This is a genomic window from Chryseobacterium sp. SIMBA_028 (assembly GCF_046535285.1).
GTDB lineage: Bacteria > Bacteroidota > Bacteroidia > Flavobacteriales > Weeksellaceae > Chryseobacterium.
In genome coordinates this window covers 14,620-36,098 of the sequence record NZ_JAWRWZ010000020.1, presented here as the reverse complement: position 1 = coordinate 36,098, position 21,479 = coordinate 14,620, and the positions used below count along the sequence as shown (strand labels likewise).

Genomic DNA, 21,479 nt, shown 5'->3' with positions numbered 1-21,479 from the left:
ATTGAAAAGATACAAAAAGCGTACAAATTATTATGCTTGTAAAATTATAGAGTCGTGAAAGCTTGTTGAGTATCTTTGTGAAAGATGTTTTTGATCCATCTTCCAGGTCTTTTGAACATCCTGTGAAGCAAGCTTTATCTTTTGCTTTCCAAGCCGGTTATTCATTGAATCCATGGCTTCCATAATTGGCGCGTGACGTTCGTGATTATCAACATCAAACATACTTGTCATTCTTTCGTTTTCCGGAACAAATGTACCTGTAATCACGCCTGCCTTACGGTATTTCGGGCCATGAATAAAAATCTTATCAAGGGCTTTTTTAGCATACTTTGAAATCTCAATACTTGAATTGCTTGGGTTTGGGAGTGTTACTGTAAACGAATCGGAATATTGAACTTGATTCTGTTTGAACCGGTCCGTCATGATAAATACGGTTATGTGCCGGCAACAAGACTTTTGCTCCCGGAGCTTTCTGGCACACTCTGATGCAAATGTGGAAACTCGCTCGTGTACATAGTCGTATTCTGCATGACCAGTGTCGAATGTTCTTGTAGTTGATATATTTTTCTTTGGTTCTGAAATAGACATTCCATATTGAGCCTCGCCTAGAAGTTCCTTTTTCATCCTTAGCCCAAGAATCCCCATTTCTTGACGAAGAAAATCATCCGGAAACTGTGTGAAGTCCCAAGCGGTATGGACTCCTTGTGATTTAAGTTTTTCTGAGTATCTGCGTCCCACTCCCCAAATGTCTTCAACTGGAAACCATTTTAACGCTGCTTCGATCTTTTTCCATGAATCGATCATATAAACAGAACCTGTCTTATCTGGAAACTTCTTTGCTATCTTATTGGCCACCTTGGCTAGCGTCTTACTGGGAGCCATTCCGATACTTGTCGGTAAATCTAGCCCTTGAAGAACATCTCTCCGAAGATCAACCATTTTTTGATATTGATCTGAATATCCATCCAAGAAAAGAAATGATTCGTCAATTGAATAAACCTCAATATCATTGCAATATCTACGGGTGATCTGCACCACTCTATTGCTGATGTCTCCGTATAGAACGAAATTAGCTGAACACACCACGAGTCCATGTGTTTTTTCAAGTTGCTTTATTTTGAAATAAGGTTCTCCCATTGGAATACCCAAGGCTTTCGCTTCATTACTCCGGGCTATTGCACAGCCATCATTATTTGACAAAACAACAACCGGACGCCCACGCCACCCGTAATTAAAAATTCTTTCGCAACTTGCATAGAAGTTGTTGCCGTCGATTAAAGCTATCATAATTTCCTCCAGTTTTTAAATGTCCATGTTACGACACCCCACAAGAAGAATTCCGTCTCATCTGTGATGTCAAAATCTGAAAATTCAACATTGGCTGATTGAAGCTTTAGCTCCTTGATTTGATTCTTATCTCCATAACGCGGTCGGAATCGTTTAATGAAAAACTGGTTTTCAATAATAGCAGCTACAAGATCATTTGGCCGAGCTTCTATACCTTTTTGTATCAAACACCAATCTTCGTTTAGAATACCGATGTCCTTTAACGAATCTCCGGAAACTCTTCCTGGAAAAGTCGTCACCGGATCCTTAACCAATAGCTTTAAAAAATCAATCGATTCATCCGGAAAATCAAGCGCAGCACTAGGAAACGCACCATAACCACCAGCGTGTAAACGCTCTTCTAATGGCGTTAACACTACAGGCTCAATGCTTTCCAGTTGATACAATTCTAAACTTCCGCTCGTTTTCATATCGCAAAGTTATGTACATTTTGAACCAAAACATATCAAAACCACGTTAAATTTTCATGAGGCAAAGCAAAAGCCTTTATACGACAGAACTTGACGTGTTAAAAAGTTATCCACAAAAAAAATTATTTTGGAGTGTTATAATGACATTCACATTCCAGACTAAAAAAAATAACGCCATAAAACTTAAATTATCCTTAGTTATTCTAAGGATTTTTCATTTAAAAATAGTTTTGTAGTACTTTAGCTTATTATTCCGGTCCGTAAATCCGTTGGCATCACCATACTGCTCGGTTAACTTACCTTTGTTAATCAAATCTGATATAGAATCTATTCTATCTAAATCAGCATATTTATTTAGTCTATTTCGATTCCAGAACCATAATGCAGATGTCATAGCATCTGCCTCTCTTTCCAACCATTCCGGATTGTTTACATAATCTATACCCGTTTCTTTAGAAAGAATAGTGTAATTGTATCGCCCTGTAATTTGAATGAATCCACGGCCTTTGTATTTAAGCCCGTCACCTTTTTGAGCATTTCCAAGATTCTTCCGGCCCTCATATTTTGCAAAGTAAGAATCATTCCCAACCTCTCTTAATCGAGTAAAGTTCATGCTCTCATGTGCTAATTGAGCAAAAAAATGCGATAACCTCAACGGGGTATTGATTCCGTTTTTATTGAGAAGCGTTTTGTATTTATTTGATAGTTCTAATGCTTTCATTACTTTCTTTTTAAGTATTTATAATCTGATTAAATTGTAGGAAATACCAATTCCAAAACCTGGGTAGAACTGGTTAACACCTGGTATATAGTAATAGCCGGCCTGAATGCCAAAGCCAATCCTTTTAGGCTTTACATCAATTCTTTTTTTGAAATGCTCGACGCCATTGATCTTCATATTTTTATCAGGAGAAGAAATATCAATGAATGTTTTCTCTGCCCCAAATAGCCATTTACGCTCATTATACTTGACAATATCAACTATCGCATCATACTTATAATTTAAAGTGCTATCAGAAGTATTGGATACTATTTTCAAATATTTATTTTCGTAATAAATCCGGTCTTTTTCCCTCTGAATCTTACTCGCTTTTAATTGGCCCTCCAAAGTGAATTTAGCCCGTGTCAACTCGTCAATCTTTTCGGTAGCAATATTAAGCGCCGGCGCAAGAGTATCCTGAACATAGGTGATATAATTTTTAGTAATATGATTTTGTATTACTTCTCCTGGCTTTTCTTCAAATGTCCCGTGCGTTGTACTATCTATCGGATTGATCCATTTGTCAACATAGATAGTATCATGTTTAGCAGATTCGTTTGCTATCCTATCATTTTTACTCAAAGTAAACCATCCGGTAAAAAGGTTTGCAGCTAAAACTATAACCGCCAAAACCAAAATAGCTATAAATGCATTTTTTTTCATTTTGCTTGATTTAAAATTTGTTTAGCCTGCTCTTGCGTTTTCTCCCTTAGAGTGCTGTCTGCCTGCTTAATTGTTTCCCGCTGTATATATCCCGCCTTTGTTAGTAATTGATCTTTCAGAGCATCCTTTTCCCCTCGTTCTTTTTCATACAACTCTTTCCAATATTGTTCTGCGCTGTTATTTTTATTTATGTTTATAAAATACGTTACCCAAAACATTAGAAAGAATACTGCAGCGATAAACGCAACGGGATTCTTTGCAATAAGACTTTGGATTTTACCGATCTCGTTTGTGTTTGGATTCCCCATTTCATTTTTTATGATTATTATAAATATTTTCTTTCATTTAAATTTTATTTATCCTATAAAAAGTCCGTTTTGAAAAAAGCAAATAGTACCTCCAATTGTCTTCTGCCCAGTGAAGCCCTCAAATAGCTGACCTCCTAAAGCTGGAACATAAACTTTGAATCCCTTAAATCCCACTCCCCCTATATTATTTAATAAAACATAACCATCATTAATTGTTAATGCATTATTATTTTCTTGAGGACCAGATGCACTAAGCTCCAAAGCTGTATTGCCTAAGTTGTTACCTGTAGCTGCTATAGACGCCCCTGTATTAATTACATCGCCAGCGTCTTTTGATGAATTTATCATGAAATTTCCTATATACTGGCTGTTAGGATGTACATCATTTGAAATCATTAGTCCGTCAACTAGATCTCCATTGGAGTTTACGGTGCCAAATAATATCTTCCCTGTCGTACTTGTTAAGGTTGATGTAGTGATATACCAACCATTTACACCACCAATTGTTCCGGTTTCAGCCTCAATTACTCCTTTAATATCTGCATTCTCGGCAATCAATTTTCCATTCTGCATCACTTTGAAAACAGCATCATTTTTATGTGCATAGTCTGCACCTGCCCCAAAACGGATACTATCTGAACCGGCATCTGTTACTGAAGAAATAAAGGCGTTTTTTTCTGTGTTGTTCCCGACTTCAATAACTTGCGACATCAATAATCCATTATCAATGGAAGTAAAGCCGTCAGATCCGTCTGTGAATTTGATCTTTCCTTTTATTTCCTGAGTATCCAAGTTGATAGTCATTTGACCATCAAGAGAAGAAATAATTCCAGTCCTGATTAGCCCGCCATTGATAGTAGTTGTTCCTACGGTAATGGAAAGCACACGAACATCATCAACAACTGAGTGAAGAATTCCAATAAGGAAGTAGTAATCATTGGCATCTGAATCGAACTTTATTTGTTCCTGAGAAAATACGATTGATCCGGCTTGATTTGTTTTTGAGCACTTGCCATAAGCATATCTGAATTGATCATCTGGAATTGTTTCTGTATTCTCTGGAATATTCCACTCTTTATCCATCGTTTGAGAATAAATGATCCCCGGATTGACTTTAATCTTATTCTTATTATTTTCAAACATCACGTAGAAAACAACGCTGCAGCTTATCTGCTGGGAACGCGCTCCAACTGAAATCATATTTGTTTCTATCGAATTAGGTCTAATATTCTCCGGATTGAAATAATCATCTGTATCAAACACAAGGTTTTTCAGCTCTTCGGTGGTCTTTACTCCAAGTTTTGAGTAATTTATCTGGTCTAGTTTTGTAATCGAAAGAACATTTTTTATTTCCTTAATTTGCAGAGAAACCTGGGAAGAGTAATCTATTTCATAGGAGTCTGCTATTACAACCTTAATTTTGAAAGGATTATAATCGTACGATTCAATGAAGCTATTAGTAATCTGGTTAACTCTCAAAACTTTGTCAATACCTAATACCTCATCATATACTTGAATGTAATCACCAATATCAAACTTGCCCACTCCTATTTTCTCCATATAGGATGGATCAACATTCAGATCATAGGATACTTTAGCTTTTAAATTCAGATTAAACTGTTCACTTCCTTTGATGAATAATTCATTTTCGGCATTATCAACGTAAGTCTTAGGCATTACAATATCTATCAGAACATATTCGTCGCCCACGGCAAACTGAAAAGCTTCTGTTTTCTCATCTGGGAAGCTTTGACCAGAATCGTTTTTGAACGGGATAATTTCAAAAGTTTTTGTAGAGTGATTGTAACCCCCTTTCTTTATCTCGAATTCATACCCTGCCAAATTACCTGTCTTAACGCTAATCTTCGCTGAAGTTCCGGCAATTAGATATTTAGTTGTGACACCGTCTGCCTCTTTTTCATTCAAATCAAAATCCATGGTGGAGTCAGAAAATTTGAATTTAGTATCTCCTAATGCGGTAATCTTTCCAGTACGATTCGGATAAATGTCATCAAAAGTTATTGAGCCCTCCTTCATACCAAATGCTGCTATTGATCCAGCATCCTCAATGTAGTCAGCATTAGGCAGCTTTAATCGCTTGCTGAAATTTCTATATTCGTTGGGAATATTATTCGTTCCTCCAAAAACATAGAGACGATTTACAATAGCATTATCATCTACATTGTTTCGGTTCCAACCCGTAAGCCCCTTACCTTTTCCATATTCAAATCTTGGAGGAATTTTTTTTCCAAAATCCCCAGTATGTATAACAAAATTTCCATTCTCGTATTTGATCCAGAAATCTGTTTTGAACTCGTTACAAATCTTCTGTAAAGCTGAAAGACAAGTGTCGTTTCCAAATGTCAAAGACTTTGTCTCACCATTAATAAAGTTACCGATCTCCCAGTTTGATGCAAAACGCATCATATTGTTTTTTAAAGCACGTAAGAAAACCTCTATAGTTCCAATCAATGGGAATTCTAGATCTGGACCAAAGCCTGTTGCATCCGCATTGAAATACTTACAACGCTGCATATCGAACATTAACCCCTGAGCAGTAATACTGTACTCATATGACGTGTTACTATTATTTACTAATGCCGGTAATGTATTAATACGATATACAGAATCAAATAAGACAAAATAATCATTAATCAGAATATCAAGCTTTTCCCGGGAATTTAATTTGATCGAAACCGAATCATCCGAAAGCATAACTCTGTTAAGTGTTGCTGATTCTACAGAACGCTTCCCTCGCTCAATCAAATTGAACAAGGGTGATCCGTTTCTGTATAGTGTAATATTATTCATTTAAGCAAAATATTTGATTGCTCCGATATACGCATCTCCTATCTGCTGATAGCCAGGTACGGCCGGATGCACATCATCTGCAGTTACTTTAATAGATTCCGTGTTGTGTGAATCTATATTCTGGGAGTACTTTTGGAAATTATTTTCTCTGTCAATAATTGAAGTTGCCCCAATAAGATATATTTTATTATTCCTCATTTCAGTGTTGTCATATGTTTTTAGCAATTCATTCCACCACGGCACAAGTCCCTTTTTGATGTAGTACTCAAGTGAATACCCTGCGCTATCCAAAAGATTTCCAGTTCCGTCTTGCGACATTGCCGGAGGGATTGTCTGTATAATTCCAATTCTTAGATTACTGTTTACTGATTTGATATTGGCAATCATTTCAGCCAAATATTTTTTTGTGTGAAAAATAAGATCATAGACATTCACAGATCCGTTAAGTAATGCTGCTGAGTATATATCATTTATTCCAAGTTGAATAAATACCCAGTCGTTATTGGATATAGTTTGCGATGTACTGGATAGATAATGACTGAAGCTGAATTGAGACCCGTTCCAAAAAGCGTTACTTTCTCCGTCAAAACTTGCATCATTCATATAGTTTGCAAGCCTCCAACCTGATCGTCCCTCGTGCTTTACACCTTGTGAAGTTCGGGTGCCGATAAATTCGACATGCATATTATCGTTGGCAAAAAAATCACTAATGTATTTAATCGTATGCCCATGCTTTACGGTAGAATCACCAATAACTAATATTTTTCTTGTAATCCCAGCTCCTGAAGTAGTGGATGCAACATTAACCGTGGTTGTTTTTTCAATGAATTGGCTTTTACTTTCTGTTTTTAGCTTAAATGAAAAAGTAGTATCAGGTGAAACCCTATATTTTTCCTGAAGAAACTTACCCTTTTCCGAATACACTGAATTATAGTACGAACTTTTACTTTCTCCTAAGGGCTGGTAAATTGAAGAATCAAAGTAAATGTTCAATTCCATCCCTTGGAGCCAATACATCACGCTAGGAGTGACAATTGTACTTTGAATGTTATTATCAATAATGTTTTCAGGAATCAAATTCTCTATTTGTTTTCCGTACTGGCTTATGAACGGTTCATAATTCGTCTTAACGCTTCCTGATTCAATTTGAAAAATATCAGATAAACCAGTTAACAATGAAGCTCTGCACCATTTAGCGTTACTAGGTACATCAATCGTATCTCCACCATATTCTCTTCCACTTATAAACACCTTGTTAATGTCGTAAAATGCAATATGATAAAGACTCGACAACGTAATTTGAGGCAAATCACCAATAAAACAAAAATCAGATGCAGAATATGACGGGTTATCACCCAACAATCCAGTGAAAGCATTCACATATTTACCTGCAGTTACTTGGGTTTTATCAAATCTGTTTTTACCGTAAACGGTTGAATTAGGATATATAATTTGTTTTTCGTCGATGCTTAAATCCGGGATTGTAATCGCTTCAATTTCATAATATGGCTCATATGCGGTTGCTACTGTTCCATTCTCAATTTGAACTTGATTATTGGAAGCTTCAAGTGATGCTGATAAATAGGCAGCATTACCTGGAGACTTTACAGTTAAACCAGAACCTCCAACATTTGTTCCGGAAATAAAAGTCCCCGTACTGTCATACCACGCAAAATGGCTAACAGCATGCAAATAGTAATCCGTATTACCATCTACTGGAAGCTTTTCAAATGCATTATATCCTGAATTATCATCCAACGTTCCAGTTTCCCAGTTAACGTACTTATTAGCTCGCTTTTTATTAGGATTTGCAATGTTTTTACCAATAGTGACAACCGATTCTGCAAATGATGTTTTATTAGTCGAAACCGATCCGTCCGCAATGATATTTGTTTCAGACTTTAGTTGAGTAAAGTTGGTCCCATCGAAATAAACATAATTGAAAAATCCTGCTGTTGTTGTTACCGGAGTGTTGGATGGTGTAGATTCACCATAATGAATAATGGGAATTAAATTTGCATATATTCCTACTTCTGTTAGTTCATACTTTCCAAACTTCGTTGGTTTAGGATCTGCTATTTTTAATAACCCGACCGTACTGGAACCGACAAGCGACTTAACCTCATCGATTCTCTCAGTGAATTGCTCCTTGGTATAAACATTACCAACTTTGTTGTTTTTATCAACTGTTCCCAAATTGTCTGGCGGAATTGAATCCGTTACTTTGATAATAACTTGATCATTCATTTCTTTATATTTTTTACCAAATTATTTCCGCTGGCGTCTGAAGATTTTTCATGTCCTCGATGTTTCCAGCGATTATTATTATTTTTTCTTTTCCTAACATATCTTGCCATTCTCCCACTATCTCAGTTGTTTCAATACGTGGATTTTCATATTCTATCCCCGGAATCTCATTTCCGTATGTGTCCAAAATTTTATAGATGAATTTTCCGTAGTCAGACATATTAAGTTCATGAATTACTGAGATCATATTTTTACCTGGTAAAACCTCGTAAATACTACTTATTGCTTCATATGTATTGTCCAGTTTCCTACCGATTACATACAGTTTTATGTTTTTCGGAGTTTGTAGAGTTACTTCAACGGAGAATTGGTAAGCGTTAGATTTTTCCGGAACTGAGTACACTTCAAAGTATTCAGCATTTACCGCGCTTACACTTACGAGAGACAATCCGGAATTCTCATAAGACGGTGCCGAGTAGTCTTTCATAAGGTTTACATTTCCTCTGCCGGTCTGCTTAGTTCCATCCCCGAAAAAAATTTCTGTCTCGGAATCTATTTCGTACGAAAGTTTGAATGTGTCCAGAGTGGTTTTAAGAACTTTCTTTATTGGATTAGGTTCGATGAACTTCAGAGAAAAGGTTGCAAACATCTCCCCCGTCGAAAATGTCTTTTCCGGCTTAACCTCATCTTTCATAAACACCTCATATGGCAGTGTTTTGAATCCGAAAGGCTCGACATGAAGACGCTGAGTTCCAGACTTTGAAAACTCACCAATTACAAACTCCATGAAACTATTAAAAAGCTCTTCCCAATCTTCACCACGGATGAAACACTTTAATTCAATAGTTCGCTCTTTAAACTTTGGCTTTCTTAAATTCGGAGCAATACCATGATATTCTGCCCAATCATATTGAGTGATATTTTTTGACTCCAATAAGCCGACAAGCCCGAGAGAATCCGAAACATACACTCCGAAATCTTTGAAAGACTTACCGTTTAAAGAATATTTTACTTCACTCATTTTTTAAAACTTGTTTTTGTGATCCTTACATCACCTGTGCTTTTTATTTTTCCTCCGTATTGGAAAACCTCTACTCTGGCATTTTCGATACATTCTATATCAACCTCAGCGTTATCAAGGATATTGATGATAAGGATTGCGTTTTCAGATACAGAGATCTTTGCTTTACTTTCATGTCTAAGCACTAATTGAGAAACAGAGAATGCGTTGTAAATCATCTTTACATCTGAGTTTCCGAAAAAAGCTGCACGTGTTAGATTATTTGGCATTCCGACATAATCAGTAAATATTCCTTGTACCTCACTTTTGCCTTTGAACTGCCTTAGAACCTCAACCTTTGGAAAATCATATTCCATTGACCAATCATCACCGTCAAAGTACATCTCGCAAAGATTCTTTATTGATAAATCAGAAGTCATCCTTTCATTGCACTTGCGGGAAAGACCTATCTGTTTTGCCTGTATATATATTTCTTGTAAATTCATTATGGTATTCCAGCTAAAGAGTTTTTAATTTTTGAATTCATTGATTTTATCTCGTCATAGATGCCTTTAAGAGGTCTTGTGTTCTGCTCTATCTGAACCTGCACCAATAGTTGGTTACGTAGAATGTCCATACTATCCTTTTGACGTTTAAGTGCTTCAGCCTGCATAATACGCATGGCATTAATCTGTCCCTCCAAAGCACCCGCAGTCTTTTCAGTAATTCCCTTTATATCGCCCTTAAGGCCCTGAGCATTTTCCGCAGACTGACCGAAAAGGCCTTGATATTGCTTGAGGGCTTCCATGTATTTTTTCATGGCATCCTCTCCCATGGCCTTAATCCTCTCCCTTTCTTCTGGGGTTAATCCGTCAAACCCGCCTGCTGATTGAGTCTCTGAAATTTGTTGTTTCAGTGTATTAATTAGCTTTTCTAGCTTTTCTTTTTCAAACCTTGCCTCTATAGCAGCAACACTATCAACAGCAGAATTATTTATTAGGTCAGATAAATACTTATACCTTTCTTCAGTGTTCTTTAGCTGCTTTTCAAAATTTGAAGTATCACCGGTTCCAAATCCCATTGAATTATATAACTCATCAACCATTTTTTGAGCTGTTTCATCTAGGAATTTCATTTTAAGAGCATTTTGAACTGCATTTCGCATAACATCATCTACAACATTGTCAAATGATTTCGCAGCATCCTCGCCTTTCCCAAATGCTTCCACTAATGCTTCAGCCATTTTTTGTGATAAATCCTTAAACTCTGTAGTTGTAATTGATTTTTTAAAATTATCCGCTATTTCAGCTATTTTATCATTGATCTCATTTATTTGCTGTGAATAAGATGCAATTTTATCTGTATCAGAATTCTTTTTTTCGTTCTCTGTTCTTCTCATTTTAACCAATAAGGCTTGTTGCTCCTTAAGGTTTCCAATCAAATCCCTTTGCATTTTCAATTGTGCCTCTCCAGCTGTTTTTTCAATCACCTTATTTAATTGATCATATGAATACTTTAATTCATCTATTGCACGAGACCATTGTTTAATTGTTTTTTCGCGATCAACATCTCCATTCATAGCCTTAGAAATAGCGGTAATCATTTGAAGAATTCCTCCAGCCATTTTTGCATAATCACCAGATAAATATCCAGTAACGGCATCAATGATTCCATTGAATAATTTTTGAGCACTCTTTAAAGCCTCTTGTGATTCTTGTGAAAGAAAGCCTAAAGCATCTCCTAATGCAGAAGAATAATCTATCACAGCATTTGCTGCATCTTGTGCGTTTTTAAAAATATTTGATAAAGCTATTCTAGTTGATTCAAGTTGATCATTATACTCCTTGCTATTTTTTCCATACTTTTTTTCAGCATCAGCAAGCTTCTTTTTTTCTTCAGAATACTTTCTTATTGCAATTCCAATTGCTTCAAAAGGATTTTTGGATTTAACCGTTTCATCAAGTTTATTGTATGCATCCTGTACAATTTTAAGGTCTTCTGGCTTCAATGACTTGGCAGCATCAGAGTCTAAAAATTTTTTAAACTCATCACGCATCTTTCTAATAGTTTTAGGTCCTATTTTTTCAAGATCTCCAAATGCTTTTACCCATAAATCTGTCTTCTGAAATAACTCAACAGACATAGTCGAGATTTCTTTTGCCTGATCTTTGTTGGCTAATTCAGTCTGTCTTGCTTTCTCCTCATCAGATGCTTTAGATTCTTGAATACGCTTTCTTAGCTCATTGTATTTTGCCTCAATTATTAGCTTCCTTTGTTCAAATGTTTCTTTGTCCTTTATGAAAGAATTATGAAAATCTCTTTGCTTGTTAAGTTCATCTTCAAGAGCTTTATTAATTGCTATGTTTTTAGAATTTCTATCTTCTCCGGTTGTCCCGTCTAGGTTTGCCTTTCTGAAATCTTCCAATTTTGCAATAAGCTCATTTCCCTCAAACTTTGCTTTTAATTGGTCTATTTGTTTGTTTACATTTTCGATGAATGTAGCAGACCCTTTATATTCAGAAAGTAATTTTTGAATTTTCGTTAAGTTTTCTGCCGCTTCATTCCCGGAAGTTTTTTCAAGTGATACAATTATTTCATTTAAATATTGTAAAAATGACTTGTCTTTTACTTCAGGGAACATCTTATCTGTAATTTCTTTATTGTATCCTAGCCCAAGTAACTTGTCCCTAACTTCAATTTGGCGTTTTGCTTCATCAATACTATCTTGAAAGGATTTAACCTCAATTAGCTTCTCTCGCTCTGCTCGTTTCTTTCGTAATTCATAAAGCTCATCTTGTACAGCTTTTACACTTCTTATTTCGTTGCTAAATCTCTCTTTCCCATATTTATCAACATATCGCATTCTAACGGTATCTCCTGAAGACTTTCTAAGTGCATCCTCTAATAGACTTATTTTTTGCTCATATCTTGAAACGGAACCTGTTAAATAGCTTTTTTCAGCACCTTTCTCTAATTTAAGGCGTTCTTTTTCGCGTTCTTTTTGTGCTTTGAGTAATTCCTTATCTGAATAATCATATTTTTTCAAAGCCTCTTCTGCTTCTCTATATTTTTTTATATTCTCATTCCATGCAGATGAGTTCATCTGCTTTCCGCTCATTGCGTCATTAGCATCAGTAGCTGCTTTCTTCTGGGCCTCCCAATAAGCTTTGTTTTTATCAACAGATGCACCTGTTTGTGCATTGTTGATCTTCATTATTTCAGACTGTGCTTTATTAAGTTGTGATAGTAGAGGATTAATATTCCAATTAATCAGGCTGATTGAAGTTGATTTAACTAGAGCATGGATATTATTAACTTTATCTAGGGCTTCAGCCTTTTTTGCATTACTTTTTTCTAAAGCCGAAATCTGCTCATTGATTGACTTTACTTGTCCCTCCCAATACTTCTTTTGTTCTGCCAAAGACATAGAGGAAAGCTTTTCGTTTTCTAATCTTTGTCTTAGTTCATTATTATACTTTTCAAGGTTTATTCTTTGGGCTTCGAGATTCTTTTTAGCAATTTCCAATTTGTCAAGATATATACCACTATCTCCATTTCTTTTAGATAAAATTCTGTTCAGCTCCTCAATCTTAGCAGTATACTCTTCAATGCTTTTTTTAGCTTTTTCAATATTAGATCGGATATTCTGAGTGCTGAATTTATCCATTTCAGCATTCAGTTTTTTCTGAGCTTCAGTGGCTCCAAGCTTTTTAAATGTCTCCAAATCCATACTGTTCAAAAGTGCTGGATACATTTTTTGCATAGCCTTGTAGGCTTCTAATTGTTGAAGCTTAGTAGAAGTGTCAGAATTAATTACTGAAGTTAGTTCTTGGGTTTTGGTTTTAAGTTCCTCAATAAGTTTGCTGGATCTTTGTCTTTCATCATTCAACTGTTTTTCTGCAATTGATGCAGCAGTGGAAGTATCTCTTAATTTTAAATAGGCATATGTCAATGCTACAGCAGCTGCAATTACTAAAACGATAGGATTGTTGAGCATGGTAGCATTAAGCAAAGCCTGTGCTGTAGTAGCTAACCTAGTTGCAGCAGTCCTAAGAGTTGTAGCCAGAGTAAGCCTTGTTGTCGCAATTGTATTAGCTGTTTTTGCTGCGGTTTGAGCTGTCTCTGTTGCTGTTTCTACTGTGTTAGCTGAAGCTGACAACGCTGTTGCAGTAGTTTTAAGCTGCACCTGTTTTGTTTGAAATTCTGTAGCTACAGTAAGCGCACCTTTACGAGCGATGGTAGCTTCTTCCTGTGCAGCTATTACAATATTCTGAGCTTTTTCAACATTCTTTGTAGCGATTAACACTTCTCTTGCAGTCCCGTTAGCTGTTACAGCCCTTAATTCAGCTTTTGCCAAAGCTAATTGCACTTGTGCATTGCCTAAAGCTTGAGCCTTTTCCATTGCCAATGCTATAGCTTTTTGCTTTTTAACAGCAAGTGAAGCAACTTCAGCTTGAAGTGTTGCATATTTAGTTTGTAGTCCAGCTCTTTCTGCTTGGGCTTCTGCTAATGTGGCTTCTGCTTGTCTTTTAGTAACCAAAGCGCGGCCAAGCTTCATCTTTTCAGAAATACTTAGTAACGCTATTTCTGACTGGATTGTTCTATTTCCTAAAGCCTGCGCTGCAGATGTTACAATTACAGCTGCTTTATAGGCACCATAGGCAACAACTAGAGTTTCTATAATTTCAAGTACCTTTTGATAATGTTCAATAAGATACGTAAGCCCCTCTATTCCACTATTAAGAATTCCCTCGTTACCCTCGCCAATCTTATTCAACATCTGGTCCCAAGTATCACCAAGGTTGGCAATTTTTCCTGAAAGAGATGCAGACTGTTTCTCCATCAAATTAAAGAACATTCCACCCTCGTTTGTAAGGCCAAATAAAACATCCTGAACATCTTTAAATCCAATCTTTCCGGCGCTTACCATCTCAGATATTTCTGACGTAGTTTTATTGAATTTTTTGGCAAGTTCTGCAACCATTGGAATACCTGCCTCTGTAAACTGTCTTAGATCATCTCCGGCTAATTTACCCTTGGCTTTAACCTGTCCGTAAACAAGGTTAATTCTTGAAAGCGGTACGCCAAGACCGGCCGCGATATTCCCCATTCTTGTAAGGACATCTACAACTTCATTTGCCGGCACTTGAAAAGCGAGCAATTGTTTTGCTCCTGAGGAAACATCCTGTAATCCAAAAGGTGTTTTAGCTGCGAGATCAACCATTTGCCCCATTAAGACCTTTGCCTGATCCGCATTCCCTAACATTGTAGTAAATGCAATCTCTGTTTTCTGGAACTCACCTCTAACATTGATCAACTCCATAACAAAGCTCTTGACTGCTCCAAGAGAGAAAGCTCCTGCAATTCCTAATGAAAGATTTTTGAAAGCAGAGTCCATTTGTTTTGTTTCCGTAACCGTAGTCTGAGTAAGACCTAAAATATCTCTTCTCATAGAGTCGATATCTCTACGAAATTGCGCAGTGTCTATACCTGCTCCGAAATACAAGGCTCCGTTATTGGTGTTCATTATTTGAATTGCTGTAGTTGTGCGATTAAGTCCTCAGAGTTTTGTTCAGTCATCTTTACGGACTTGGTATTGTTTTTTGTGTCTTTTTCGTCTTTCGACTCGTAACTTGGAGCGTCTATCAGCATTCGCTGTACAATTCTCCAATCTATTTCCCAAAGCAGGTAGTCTAAAGTCCATCCGAAGTGGTGGCAGATTTGCCCCATTGCTCCGTAGATGGTTTTAAGTCCGGTTTCTCTATCGGCATCGCTTTGGTCGGACGATTCCCGTTCATTAATACCGTAGAGGTCATAAAATTTTGATAGTTTGAGAATTTCAATAGTTCCAGAGAGAAGTTCATTATCTCTTCGCTATTAAGGGAGTTTAAGAAGTGCCATTTAAGGAACCATTTAGGTAGCTTACTTTCTACAGCTATTGCAACGGCTGAGGCACATAAATGAGCATTGTTCCGTACTGCTTCATATTGTGCAGGTAACTGGACTGAGAGGTCTGTATTTGAAAGCGACTCTTCATCTACTTTGATCTGAATAAAAACCTTAGATAGTCTAAGCATTTTGCCCATGGAAAGCTTTCCTATGTTCCAAATCCTTTTTTTACCTAAAAATGTTGTTTCAAAACTGTATCCTTTTCCAACCAACAATTCTAACTCCTCTTTCTCTAATTCAATATTGTTTTCCATATAGAGTTTTGTTAAAAAAGCCTACCCCGAGATAGGCTTTCGATTGTATTATGGAGTTGTTGGATAATGTGGATTTTCGAAGTTGGCCAAACCGTCTTTTGTTGGTTTTAGAACCGTTGCAGTAACGATGATACCTAAAAGAGAATCTTTACCCATAGCATCCGAAAACCGAGCAGATATTTGAGCTCTCGGCACATCAAACCCATAACCAAATTCGGGGGTAATCTTTAAGGATCTTTCGATTGGAAACAGATTGGTTGGCGGTGTGTATTTACCACTTGTAGCATCTACAGTACCACCCCATACCTGTTTAAATGTTTTTGCATCCGGATTGTGAATCTCAAATTCAAAAGCAAGCGTCCCTTTTTTCTGTCTGATAAAAATAGGATCATCGTGTTCCTCTACTTTGAATTCAGTTTTATCTCCCTCTGCCTGGTTTACTTTGAAAGTTCCCTCTTTCACTTCACCAAGTCTTTCCAGTGTTGTTCCCATACCTCCATCTGTTGCAATGGAGCTTATTTCAATTTTGGCTAAGCCATTGTTAATTGATGACATTGTTTATATTTTTTTTAGTTATATGCTTTTAAATTGATTCTGAAATTGATGTAATTAGCTTTCTCATCCTCTTCCTCGAATGTGTTGTGATTAACTACAGTGAGATTGAATTGAGGTCTGAAAATGTTTTCAAAAATTGGATAAACAGCTTTGCTTATTTCAAGCATACGATTGTTATTAGGCATGTCCTGTGTGATACCATTCATGCTAACCGACTGCATAGGAACATAGCAATTCACATTAAAGACTCCATCCTGAAGAAATGATCCATCCATTGAAATTGAATTGATTACTATATCTTCTTTGGTACTTCCCGAGGGTCTTTTGTCTTTGTAAATATTTCCTGTGATCAGAGATTTAATGGGGCTTTGCAATAACAGTTCTAAAATCCATTGCTTGCCCTCTAAGACTGTCTTTTTCATTTAAGCTGCTTTAATAAGTTTGGAATCATAGTTTTTGCCAGTTGCTCGGCACTCGTAAGAACATTTCTACCACGACTTTCTACTTGTGAAGCGTATTTCATTCCCGCAACTACTACCAAGGCAATATCAGGCTGCCCAGAAGCTACCTGTTGAGCCAAAGATTTACCTTTAGAAACTCCCTCAGCTGCTCCAGTGAAATTTTCTTCAACGATTCGCCCATTTATAATGATGGCATATCCTTTTGAAGCCCTAAGATTCCCTGTGACATCTCGATAAGAACCGTTAGCTCTGGCTTCATTTATGACTGTTTCCCCACAGTATCTCAATACTCGAATGAATTTCTCTTCAATCTCTTTCTGAGCATCTACGAATCGCTGATTTATAGCGTTCATATTTCCTGTAAATCTTAGAGCCATAATCTTGCGTGTAACTGTTCTTTCTTGAATAGCTTATTATCTCCCTCAAGCCTTGTATTTCCGTCTTTGTCTACCACCCTAACCCTTGCGCCTAATTCAACAGGTAAACTGTTTTTTGGTAGGTAAATGACGGCTCCAAAAACATATACTTCTCCATCTGTGGTGACTATCCTGTTTCCTCCTCCATTACCCTCGTCTCTGCACTCTGAAACGACTGCCCATTCTTCCGATCCGAGAGTCCAGCTTCCGTCCGCTTCATTGTAAGTTGATTCAGACTTGTGAAATACCCATAGCGTGTAAGGAAATTGCTTTATGCCCATTTCGCTGTGATGTCTGTGATTGTATTTTCTGTGAGCAAATCAGGCTTTCCAAGTTTTCTTGCTAACATTGAGTAGTATTTCAAAAGAGTGGCTTTATTATACGAGATAGAAAAACCACCCTCAGAAATACTTGTAGGCATAGGAATGAGATCAGGGATTACGTTGTAAAAGAAATTATCAAGGTTTATTTCATTCGTTATGGTTTCGGATGGATTAAGGTTAACGCGAGCTAATTCTGCTGCAACCATTCCATCGGAATACTCAACCGACCAAAGAGAAAATTTTTCTTGTATGTACTCCCCGATAGTCATTTTATGCTAATTTCGTTTTCAGAATTACGTTTTTCTTAGTATCATTCAATACTGGTAAAGCAAAGGCTGTTGCTTTCGTAGAAACCAAAATTGGATCCTGTACCCCAAATGTTTTAACCAGGATAAACCCATCACTTACTGTTTGAGAAGTTGTATTACCAAACGTCATAGAAAATTCAGGTGTAGTAGTATACTGGGTATTCCCTAATACTGGTGATACTGACAATAACACATTACCTGGCTCCCAACCGTTCGTTGCTGTCAAAACACCTGCTTTGCTTTCTGCATTAACAAAAGTTTCCCAGATTCTGATCGTAGGCAGACCGTACAGAGCTAATCTTGTATTGATCATTTCAAGTGTTGGCCTAAACATTTGAGTTGTTCCTCCGTTGTTTGCAACTCCATATACAAACTCCTGCATTGATTTAATCATCGGAATTTGATTTGCAGTTGCTTGATCTACAGTGATTGTAGAAAAACGATATCCTTTACTTAAAGCCTCTGTTTGCAATGCCTGAATGTCTTTTACTGGATCTGCATCAGCAGCCGTAAACCAATCTTTTGCAGCATTTACAATTCTTACTTTAAAATCTACAGAAATATCAGCAACTCCCCCAGCATTATCACTAACAGTTGTCTTATACTTTCCAGTTGAAGCAAGCCTTTTAGCAACATATTCAGCTCTAGCATTTACACCATCAAGCACGAATGTAGAATCACCGTAGATTTTATCAATCATTTGGTTCTTAATCGCTGCATTAGTAGGATTTAACTGTACTGCGTTTCTCAATTGCTGGATCTTAATCAAATCATGTTCGTCAATGTCTCTGGCAATTTCAATCTTTGGTATTTCACCTTTCATAGCAGCGATGAAATCACGTCCTTTTCTTGGTGCTTTAGATCCGATTGCAACAATGTCGGCCATAACTTTGGCAGATGTTGTTGATTCAAGGTTTTGAAAGGTTAAATCAGTCTGATACTGAAGCGGGAAATAGTTTCTATACTGTAAATCTCCCAAAGTGTACGCATTGATAATTGCGTTCATATTGGATGCTGAAAATTCAGGTACAATATTGTTTGCGTTTATGATCATTGTTCGTTATTTATTAGATGAAAGAGATTCTTGGTAAAGCTTTAGCTAATAAGGCTACTCCCGTTTTTTCAAGGTCAGGCAAAGCGTCAATTCTTGCAGTTCCTGCCATGATAATAGATGCTAAAGGGAAATCATCCACTTTAATATCGTGACTTACCAAACCAATAGCTCCTACAAGTAAGGGTGCTGTCAAAGCCACATTTAAGACTTTATATCTTCCATCAGCATCTGGAACAACTACGGTTCCCGCTGGAATTACTTTTAATGGGAATCTTGTCGCTGCATCTGTTTTTGAGATATGGACACCGCCCGGATAGGTAGCGTCAATCTGATCAAATACAACAATTTGTCTTCCTGCTTGAAAGTCATCATTAATATTATTCATTTGCTTTTACTTGTTTTTTAGAATCCAAATAAGCTTGAACATCAGGTGAAACTTCTCCCTCTTTTTTTGACTCACCAAATAATGGTTTAGGCGCTTGACTTAATGCAGCATTTCCGAATTCCTGAGCAATACCATCATAGTTTGCTTTTTGTTCGTTAACAAACGCTTCCATTTCTTCCGGTGTAGCGAAAACTTTATCCATAGGGATAAGCTTCTGAAAAGATTGAGGTATTTTCAACTCTGTGAATTTTGCTTGCAGTGTTTGTGCTGTTGTTTGCTGAGCTTCCTTTGTTTTCATGGCTGTTAAGCTTTCAGAAAGTGTTTTATTGCTTTCAATGATTGCTTTTGCCCATTCTGGAACATCGCTCGCTTCTTTCTTTTCTTCACCCTCCTTTTTTTCTTCTTTCTTCTCTTCGGTTTTAACCTCTCCTGCTTTTTTAAGGTTTGAGATTTCGGTTTGAAGCGTTCTATTTTGATCAGCGAAAGACTGATAGATTTTCATCTGTCCCTCTACCCCTGCAACTGCAGTTTCTACTTCTTCCTCTTTTTCAACCGTCTTGGCTAATGTTTCAGCCATTACTTTCAAAATAGTTTCACTTAACCCCAGATTTGCATATTTGGTTTTAAGTTCTTTTAGGATTTTTTCAAACATTACTTAGATTTAATTATTATGTTCAAAAGTAGCTTAGTTACTATTGCATAACAATAACGTATTTTGTATTTTAGCGATTATTAATTAAAGTTTTACTTTATAACCATATAAATTTTAATTATGGATGATTTACTAAGGAAAAGAACCGCTGATTTACTTGTGATTGATATGATGGAAACGGCATATAGAATAGAGAGAGTAAAGAAAATCACTCTCACATTTGAAGAATTTTGCAGAGTAATTGGGAAAGATAGAAGCTCTATTCATAAACTATTAAAGAATAAACTTCTCCCGGAGAGTATAATCCTTGGGGGTTACGAAAACCGGAAACAAAAAACAAAGGTTCTATTTGACACGGAAAGAGTCCTGGAATGGCTAAGAAACAAAATGGAAACAGAATTCCCCACAAGGAAAATAATAATCTAAAATTCAATCTCCCACTCATAAGGTAATTGAGTGGCTTAAAAAATGAAAGACGATGACCGAAATATTTAACTGCATAATGCAAGGGTTAATTGTTACAATTACAGGTTGCCTTACAATTATATTGATAATCCTAACTATATGCATTGTAGCATACTTTACTGACCTGATACGTTCAATTTTTGCAGATATTAAAACTGAAAGAAAAACTAAATTATGAGCAAATTTAATTTCTACAACTTCCTAGAAGAAAACGGATATCAAAAAGACTCTATTCGGACCGCTAACGGAACTACTTTCTGTACCAACTACCAGAAAGAACTATCAGAGAACATTTGGAACTCCTTAACGGTTCATAAAGACAAAACAATTACCGGAGCATCACCGAAGTCTGGAATTGTATTTAAACAGATATTTCAGCCGGAAACAATTGAAGATGCAAATCTTCGTTTAAAACAAATTCAGGAATTCTAACTTCATATACCATATTTCCAGACTGAAAAATAGTTGTATAATTGTAAAAATTATAACATGGATAGTAAACAATTTAGAATAGGGAATTATATAAACTTCGGAAGTACATTATCTGAAATAACTGGAGTTATGGCCGAGGAAATAATGTTTAAGTATAACACAGGAGGAGAAGACCGATATGCATTGCTTCAAACACCAGGCATTAACTTAATTCCAATAAGCGAAGAGTGGCTTCTAAAATTTGGTTTTCTAAAAGTATTGGATCATCCGGTCTACAGACTTGATGGCATTCAAATAGAATTCAATGGAGTTGATTCAGAATGGGCAGTGGATTTGTTTTCAGGTAAAACAGATGTTGATTATATCCACCAATTGCAAAACATTTTCTTTGCAATTAAAGGAAAAGAGTTAACTTTGAAATAAAATTTTAAATATGAGAATCAGAATTAAAAACGAAACAATTAATCATCTTCTCGAATTTGAAGAACAAGGTGATTATGAAGGGTTTAAGAAAGAAGTTAAAAAGGCTCTTCTTGACGAAAATAATACCCAAACAGTAGTACATAAAAGCGATGGTCACTCTAGGTTGTATCCGGCTTCTTTTCTGAAAAATAGTTATATCGAATTTTTAGACAATCCTCCCATATATGAGATTGAATCCGAATCCAACTAATAAAGC

The 21,479-nt window shown here is 36.4% G+C and carries 24 protein-coding genes; 4 read left to right on the top strand and 20 right to left on the bottom strand.

Annotated features, from left to right (window positions below; genetic code table 11):
- Positions 1 to 30: 30 nt before the first annotated feature.
- The 20 genes from SCA31_RS21025 to SCA31_RS20930 form a co-directional block, all read right to left on the bottom strand.
- Positions 31 to 1,287, bottom strand: a complete 1,257-nt coding sequence (locus SCA31_RS21025; RefSeq protein WP_410698951.1) for a Y-family DNA polymerase — start codon at positions 1,285 to 1,287, stop codon at positions 31 to 33.
- Entirely contained in the window at positions 1,284 to 1,757 is a 474-nt protein-coding gene (locus SCA31_RS21020; RefSeq protein ID WP_410698950.1) for a LexA family protein, read from the bottom strand. The genes SCA31_RS21025 and SCA31_RS21020 overlap by 4 nt, the downstream gene beginning before the upstream one ends.
- 214 nt (positions 1,758 to 1,971) lie before the next feature.
- The gene (locus tag SCA31_RS21015) at positions 1,972 to 2,478 is read right to left on the bottom strand and encodes a glycoside hydrolase family 19 protein (protein WP_410698949.1); all 507 of its coding nucleotides are present in this window, start codon (positions 2,476 to 2,478) and stop codon (positions 1,972 to 1,974) included.
- Between the two features lie 18 nt (positions 2,479 to 2,496).
- Positions 2,497 to 3,180: a hypothetical protein gene (locus SCA31_RS21010; protein ID WP_410698948.1), complete on the bottom strand. Its 684-nt coding sequence runs from the start codon at positions 3,178 to 3,180 to the stop codon at positions 2,497 to 2,499.
- Positions 3,177 to 3,488: a hypothetical protein gene (locus SCA31_RS21005; RefSeq protein ID WP_410698947.1), complete on the bottom strand. Its 312-nt coding sequence runs from the start codon at positions 3,486 to 3,488 to the stop codon at positions 3,177 to 3,179. Before SCA31_RS21005 ends, SCA31_RS21010 begins: the two co-directional genes overlap by 4 nt.
- Before the next feature lie 48 nt (positions 3,489 to 3,536).
- Entirely contained in the window at positions 3,537 to 6,299 is a 2,763-nt protein-coding gene (locus SCA31_RS21000; protein WP_410698946.1) for a hypothetical protein, read from the bottom strand.
- Positions 6,300 to 8,546, bottom strand: coding sequence for a hypothetical protein (locus tag SCA31_RS20995; protein WP_410698945.1), 2,247 nt, complete (start codon positions 8,544 to 8,546; stop codon positions 6,300 to 6,302).
- Positions 8,547 to 8,559: 13 nt separating this feature from the next.
- Positions 8,560 to 9,567, bottom strand: a complete 1,008-nt coding sequence (locus SCA31_RS20990) for a hypothetical protein (RefSeq protein WP_410698944.1) — start codon at positions 9,565 to 9,567, stop codon at positions 8,560 to 8,562.
- A complete protein-coding gene (locus SCA31_RS20985; protein WP_410698943.1) occupies positions 9,564 to 10,052 on the bottom strand; it encodes a hypothetical protein in 489 nt (162 codons plus the stop codon). The genes SCA31_RS20990 and SCA31_RS20985 overlap by 4 nt, the downstream gene beginning before the upstream one ends.
- Entirely contained in the window at positions 10,052 to 15,073 is a 5,022-nt protein-coding gene (locus SCA31_RS20980; protein ID WP_410698942.1) for a tape measure protein, read from the bottom strand. Before SCA31_RS20980 ends, SCA31_RS20985 begins: the two co-directional genes overlap by 1 nt.
- Positions 15,073 to 15,276: a hypothetical protein gene (locus SCA31_RS20975; RefSeq protein ID WP_410698941.1), complete on the bottom strand. Its 204-nt coding sequence runs from the start codon at positions 15,274 to 15,276 to the stop codon at positions 15,073 to 15,075. Before SCA31_RS20975 ends, SCA31_RS20980 begins: the two co-directional genes overlap by 1 nt.
- Complete coding sequence (locus tag SCA31_RS20970; RefSeq protein WP_410698940.1) at positions 15,240 to 15,749, bottom strand: hypothetical protein; 510 nt, start codon at positions 15,747 to 15,749, stop codon at positions 15,240 to 15,242. The genes SCA31_RS20975 and SCA31_RS20970 overlap by 37 nt, the downstream gene beginning before the upstream one ends.
- Positions 15,750 to 15,797: 48 nt before the next feature.
- Positions 15,798 to 16,304 carry a hypothetical protein gene (locus SCA31_RS20965; protein ID WP_410698939.1) on the bottom strand — a complete coding sequence of 169 codons (507 nt, stop codon included), beginning with the start codon at positions 16,302 to 16,304 and terminating at the stop codon, positions 15,798 to 15,800.
- A gap of 14 nt (positions 16,305 to 16,318) precedes the next feature.
- Entirely contained in the window at positions 16,319 to 16,726 is a 408-nt protein-coding gene (locus SCA31_RS20960; protein ID WP_410698938.1) for a hypothetical protein, read from the bottom strand.
- Complete coding sequence (locus SCA31_RS20955; RefSeq protein WP_410698937.1) at positions 16,723 to 17,118, bottom strand: hypothetical protein; 396 nt, start codon at positions 17,116 to 17,118, stop codon at positions 16,723 to 16,725. The genes SCA31_RS20960 and SCA31_RS20955 overlap by 4 nt, the downstream gene beginning before the upstream one ends.
- 14 nt (positions 17,119 to 17,132) lie before the next feature.
- Entirely contained in the window at positions 17,133 to 17,462 is a 330-nt protein-coding gene (locus SCA31_RS20950; protein WP_410698936.1) for a hypothetical protein, read from the bottom strand.
- Positions 17,453 to 17,773: a DUF6706 family protein gene (locus tag SCA31_RS20945; RefSeq protein WP_410698935.1), complete on the bottom strand. Its 321-nt coding sequence runs from the start codon at positions 17,771 to 17,773 to the stop codon at positions 17,453 to 17,455. Before SCA31_RS20945 ends, SCA31_RS20950 begins: the two co-directional genes overlap by 10 nt.
- 1 nt (position 17,774) lies before the next feature.
- Entirely contained in the window at positions 17,775 to 18,866 is a 1,092-nt protein-coding gene (locus SCA31_RS20940; protein WP_410698934.1) for a major capsid protein, read from the bottom strand.
- Positions 18,867 to 18,879: 13 nt separating this feature from the next.
- Positions 18,880 to 19,251 carry a hypothetical protein gene (locus SCA31_RS20935; RefSeq protein ID WP_410698933.1) on the bottom strand — a complete coding sequence of 124 codons (372 nt, stop codon included), beginning with the start codon at positions 19,249 to 19,251 and terminating at the stop codon, positions 18,880 to 18,882.
- Positions 19,244 to 19,903 carry a hypothetical protein gene (locus tag SCA31_RS20930; protein ID WP_410698932.1) on the bottom strand — a complete coding sequence of 220 codons (660 nt, stop codon included), beginning with the start codon at positions 19,901 to 19,903 and terminating at the stop codon, positions 19,244 to 19,246. The genes SCA31_RS20935 and SCA31_RS20930 overlap by 8 nt, the downstream gene beginning before the upstream one ends.
- Before the next feature lie 120 nt (positions 19,904 to 20,023).
- Here SCA31_RS20930 and SCA31_RS20925 point away from each other — a divergent pair, with 120 nt between their 5' ends.
- The 4 genes from SCA31_RS20925 to SCA31_RS20910 all read left to right on the top strand — a co-directional run bounded on the left by SCA31_RS20925 (position 20,024) and on the right by SCA31_RS20910 (position 21,473).
- Positions 20,024 to 20,329: a hypothetical protein gene (locus SCA31_RS20925; protein WP_410698931.1), complete on the top strand. Its 306-nt coding sequence runs from the start codon at positions 20,024 to 20,026 to the stop codon at positions 20,327 to 20,329.
- Between the two features lie 213 nt (positions 20,330 to 20,542).
- Positions 20,543 to 20,800 (top strand): hypothetical protein, encoded by a 258-nt coding sequence (locus SCA31_RS20920; RefSeq protein ID WP_410698930.1) that lies wholly within the window; start codon positions 20,543 to 20,545, stop codon positions 20,798 to 20,800.
- 57 nt (positions 20,801 to 20,857) lie between these two features.
- Positions 20,858 to 21,223 (top strand): hypothetical protein, encoded by a 366-nt coding sequence (locus SCA31_RS20915; protein WP_410698929.1) that lies wholly within the window; start codon positions 20,858 to 20,860, stop codon positions 21,221 to 21,223.
- 10 nt (positions 21,224 to 21,233) lie between these two features.
- Positions 21,234 to 21,473 (top strand): hypothetical protein, encoded by a 240-nt coding sequence (locus SCA31_RS20910; RefSeq protein WP_410698928.1) that lies wholly within the window; start codon positions 21,234 to 21,236, stop codon positions 21,471 to 21,473.
- Positions 21,474 to 21,479: the final 6 nt, after the last annotated feature.

Bases quoted from the DNA above. Each gene is read 5' to 3' on its own strand.
- SCA31_RS21025 (WP_410698951.1), bottom strand. From the start codon at position 1,287: ATGATAGCTTTAATCGACGGCAACAACTTCTATGCAAGTTGCGAAAGA.
- SCA31_RS21020 (WP_410698950.1), bottom strand. From the start codon at position 1,757: ATGAAAACGAGCGGAAGTTTAGAATTGTATCAACTGGAAAGCATTGAG.
- SCA31_RS21015 (WP_410698949.1), bottom strand. From the start codon at position 2,478: ATGAAAGCATTAGAACTATCAAATAAATACAAAACGCTTCTCAATAAA.
- SCA31_RS21010 (WP_410698948.1), bottom strand. From the start codon at position 3,180: ATGAAAAAAAATGCATTTATAGCTATTTTGGTTTTGGCGGTTATAGTT.
- SCA31_RS21005 (WP_410698947.1), bottom strand. From the start codon at position 3,488: ATGGGGAATCCAAACACAAACGAGATCGGTAAAATCCAAAGTCTTATT.
- SCA31_RS21000 (WP_410698946.1), bottom strand. From the start codon at position 6,299: ATGAATAATATTACACTATACAGAAACGGATCACCCTTGTTCAATTTG.
- SCA31_RS20995 (WP_410698945.1), bottom strand. From the start codon at position 8,546: ATGAATGATCAAGTTATTATCAAAGTAACGGATTCAATTCCGCCAGAC.
- SCA31_RS20990 (WP_410698944.1), bottom strand. From the start codon at position 9,567: ATGAGTGAAGTAAAATATTCTTTAAACGGTAAGTCTTTCAAAGATTTC.
- SCA31_RS20985 (WP_410698943.1), bottom strand. From the start codon at position 10,052: ATGAATTTACAAGAAATATATATACAGGCAAAACAGATAGGTCTTTCC.
- SCA31_RS20980 (WP_410698942.1), bottom strand. From the start codon at position 15,073: ATGAACACCAATAACGGAGCCTTGTATTTCGGAGCAGGTATAGACACT.
- SCA31_RS20975 (WP_410698941.1), bottom strand. From the start codon at position 15,276: ATGGGGCAAATCTGCCACCACTTCGGATGGACTTTAGACTACCTGCTT.
- SCA31_RS20970 (WP_410698940.1), bottom strand. From the start codon at position 15,749: ATGGAAAACAATATTGAATTAGAGAAAGAGGAGTTAGAATTGTTGGTT.
- SCA31_RS20965 (WP_410698939.1), bottom strand. From the start codon at position 16,304: ATGTCATCAATTAACAATGGCTTAGCCAAAATTGAAATAAGCTCCATT.
- SCA31_RS20960 (WP_410698938.1), bottom strand. From the start codon at position 16,726: ATGAAAAAGACAGTCTTAGAGGGCAAGCAATGGATTTTAGAACTGTTA.
- SCA31_RS20955 (WP_410698937.1), bottom strand. From the start codon at position 17,118: ATGAACGCTATAAATCAGCGATTCGTAGATGCTCAGAAAGAGATTGAA.
- SCA31_RS20950 (WP_410698936.1), bottom strand. From the start codon at position 17,462: ATGGGCATAAAGCAATTTCCTTACACGCTATGGGTATTTCACAAGTCT.
- SCA31_RS20945 (WP_410698935.1), bottom strand. From the start codon at position 17,773: ATGACTATCGGGGAGTACATACAAGAAAAATTTTCTCTTTGGTCGGTT.
- SCA31_RS20940 (WP_410698934.1), bottom strand. From the start codon at position 18,866: ATGATCATAAACGCAAACAATATTGTACCTGAATTTTCAGCATCCAAT.
- SCA31_RS20935 (WP_410698933.1), bottom strand. From the start codon at position 19,251: ATGAATAATATTAATGATGACTTTCAAGCAGGAAGACAAATTGTTGTA.
- SCA31_RS20930 (WP_410698932.1), bottom strand. From the start codon at position 19,903: ATGTTTGAAAAAATCCTAAAAGAACTTAAAACCAAATATGCAAATCTG.
- SCA31_RS20925 (WP_410698931.1), top strand. From the start codon at position 20,024: ATGGATGATTTACTAAGGAAAAGAACCGCTGATTTACTTGTGATTGAT.
- SCA31_RS20920 (WP_410698930.1), top strand. From the start codon at position 20,543: ATGAGCAAATTTAATTTCTACAACTTCCTAGAAGAAAACGGATATCAA.
- SCA31_RS20915 (WP_410698929.1), top strand. From the start codon at position 20,858: ATGGATAGTAAACAATTTAGAATAGGGAATTATATAAACTTCGGAAGT.
- SCA31_RS20910 (WP_410698928.1), top strand. From the start codon at position 21,234: ATGAGAATCAGAATTAAAAACGAAACAATTAATCATCTTCTCGAATTT.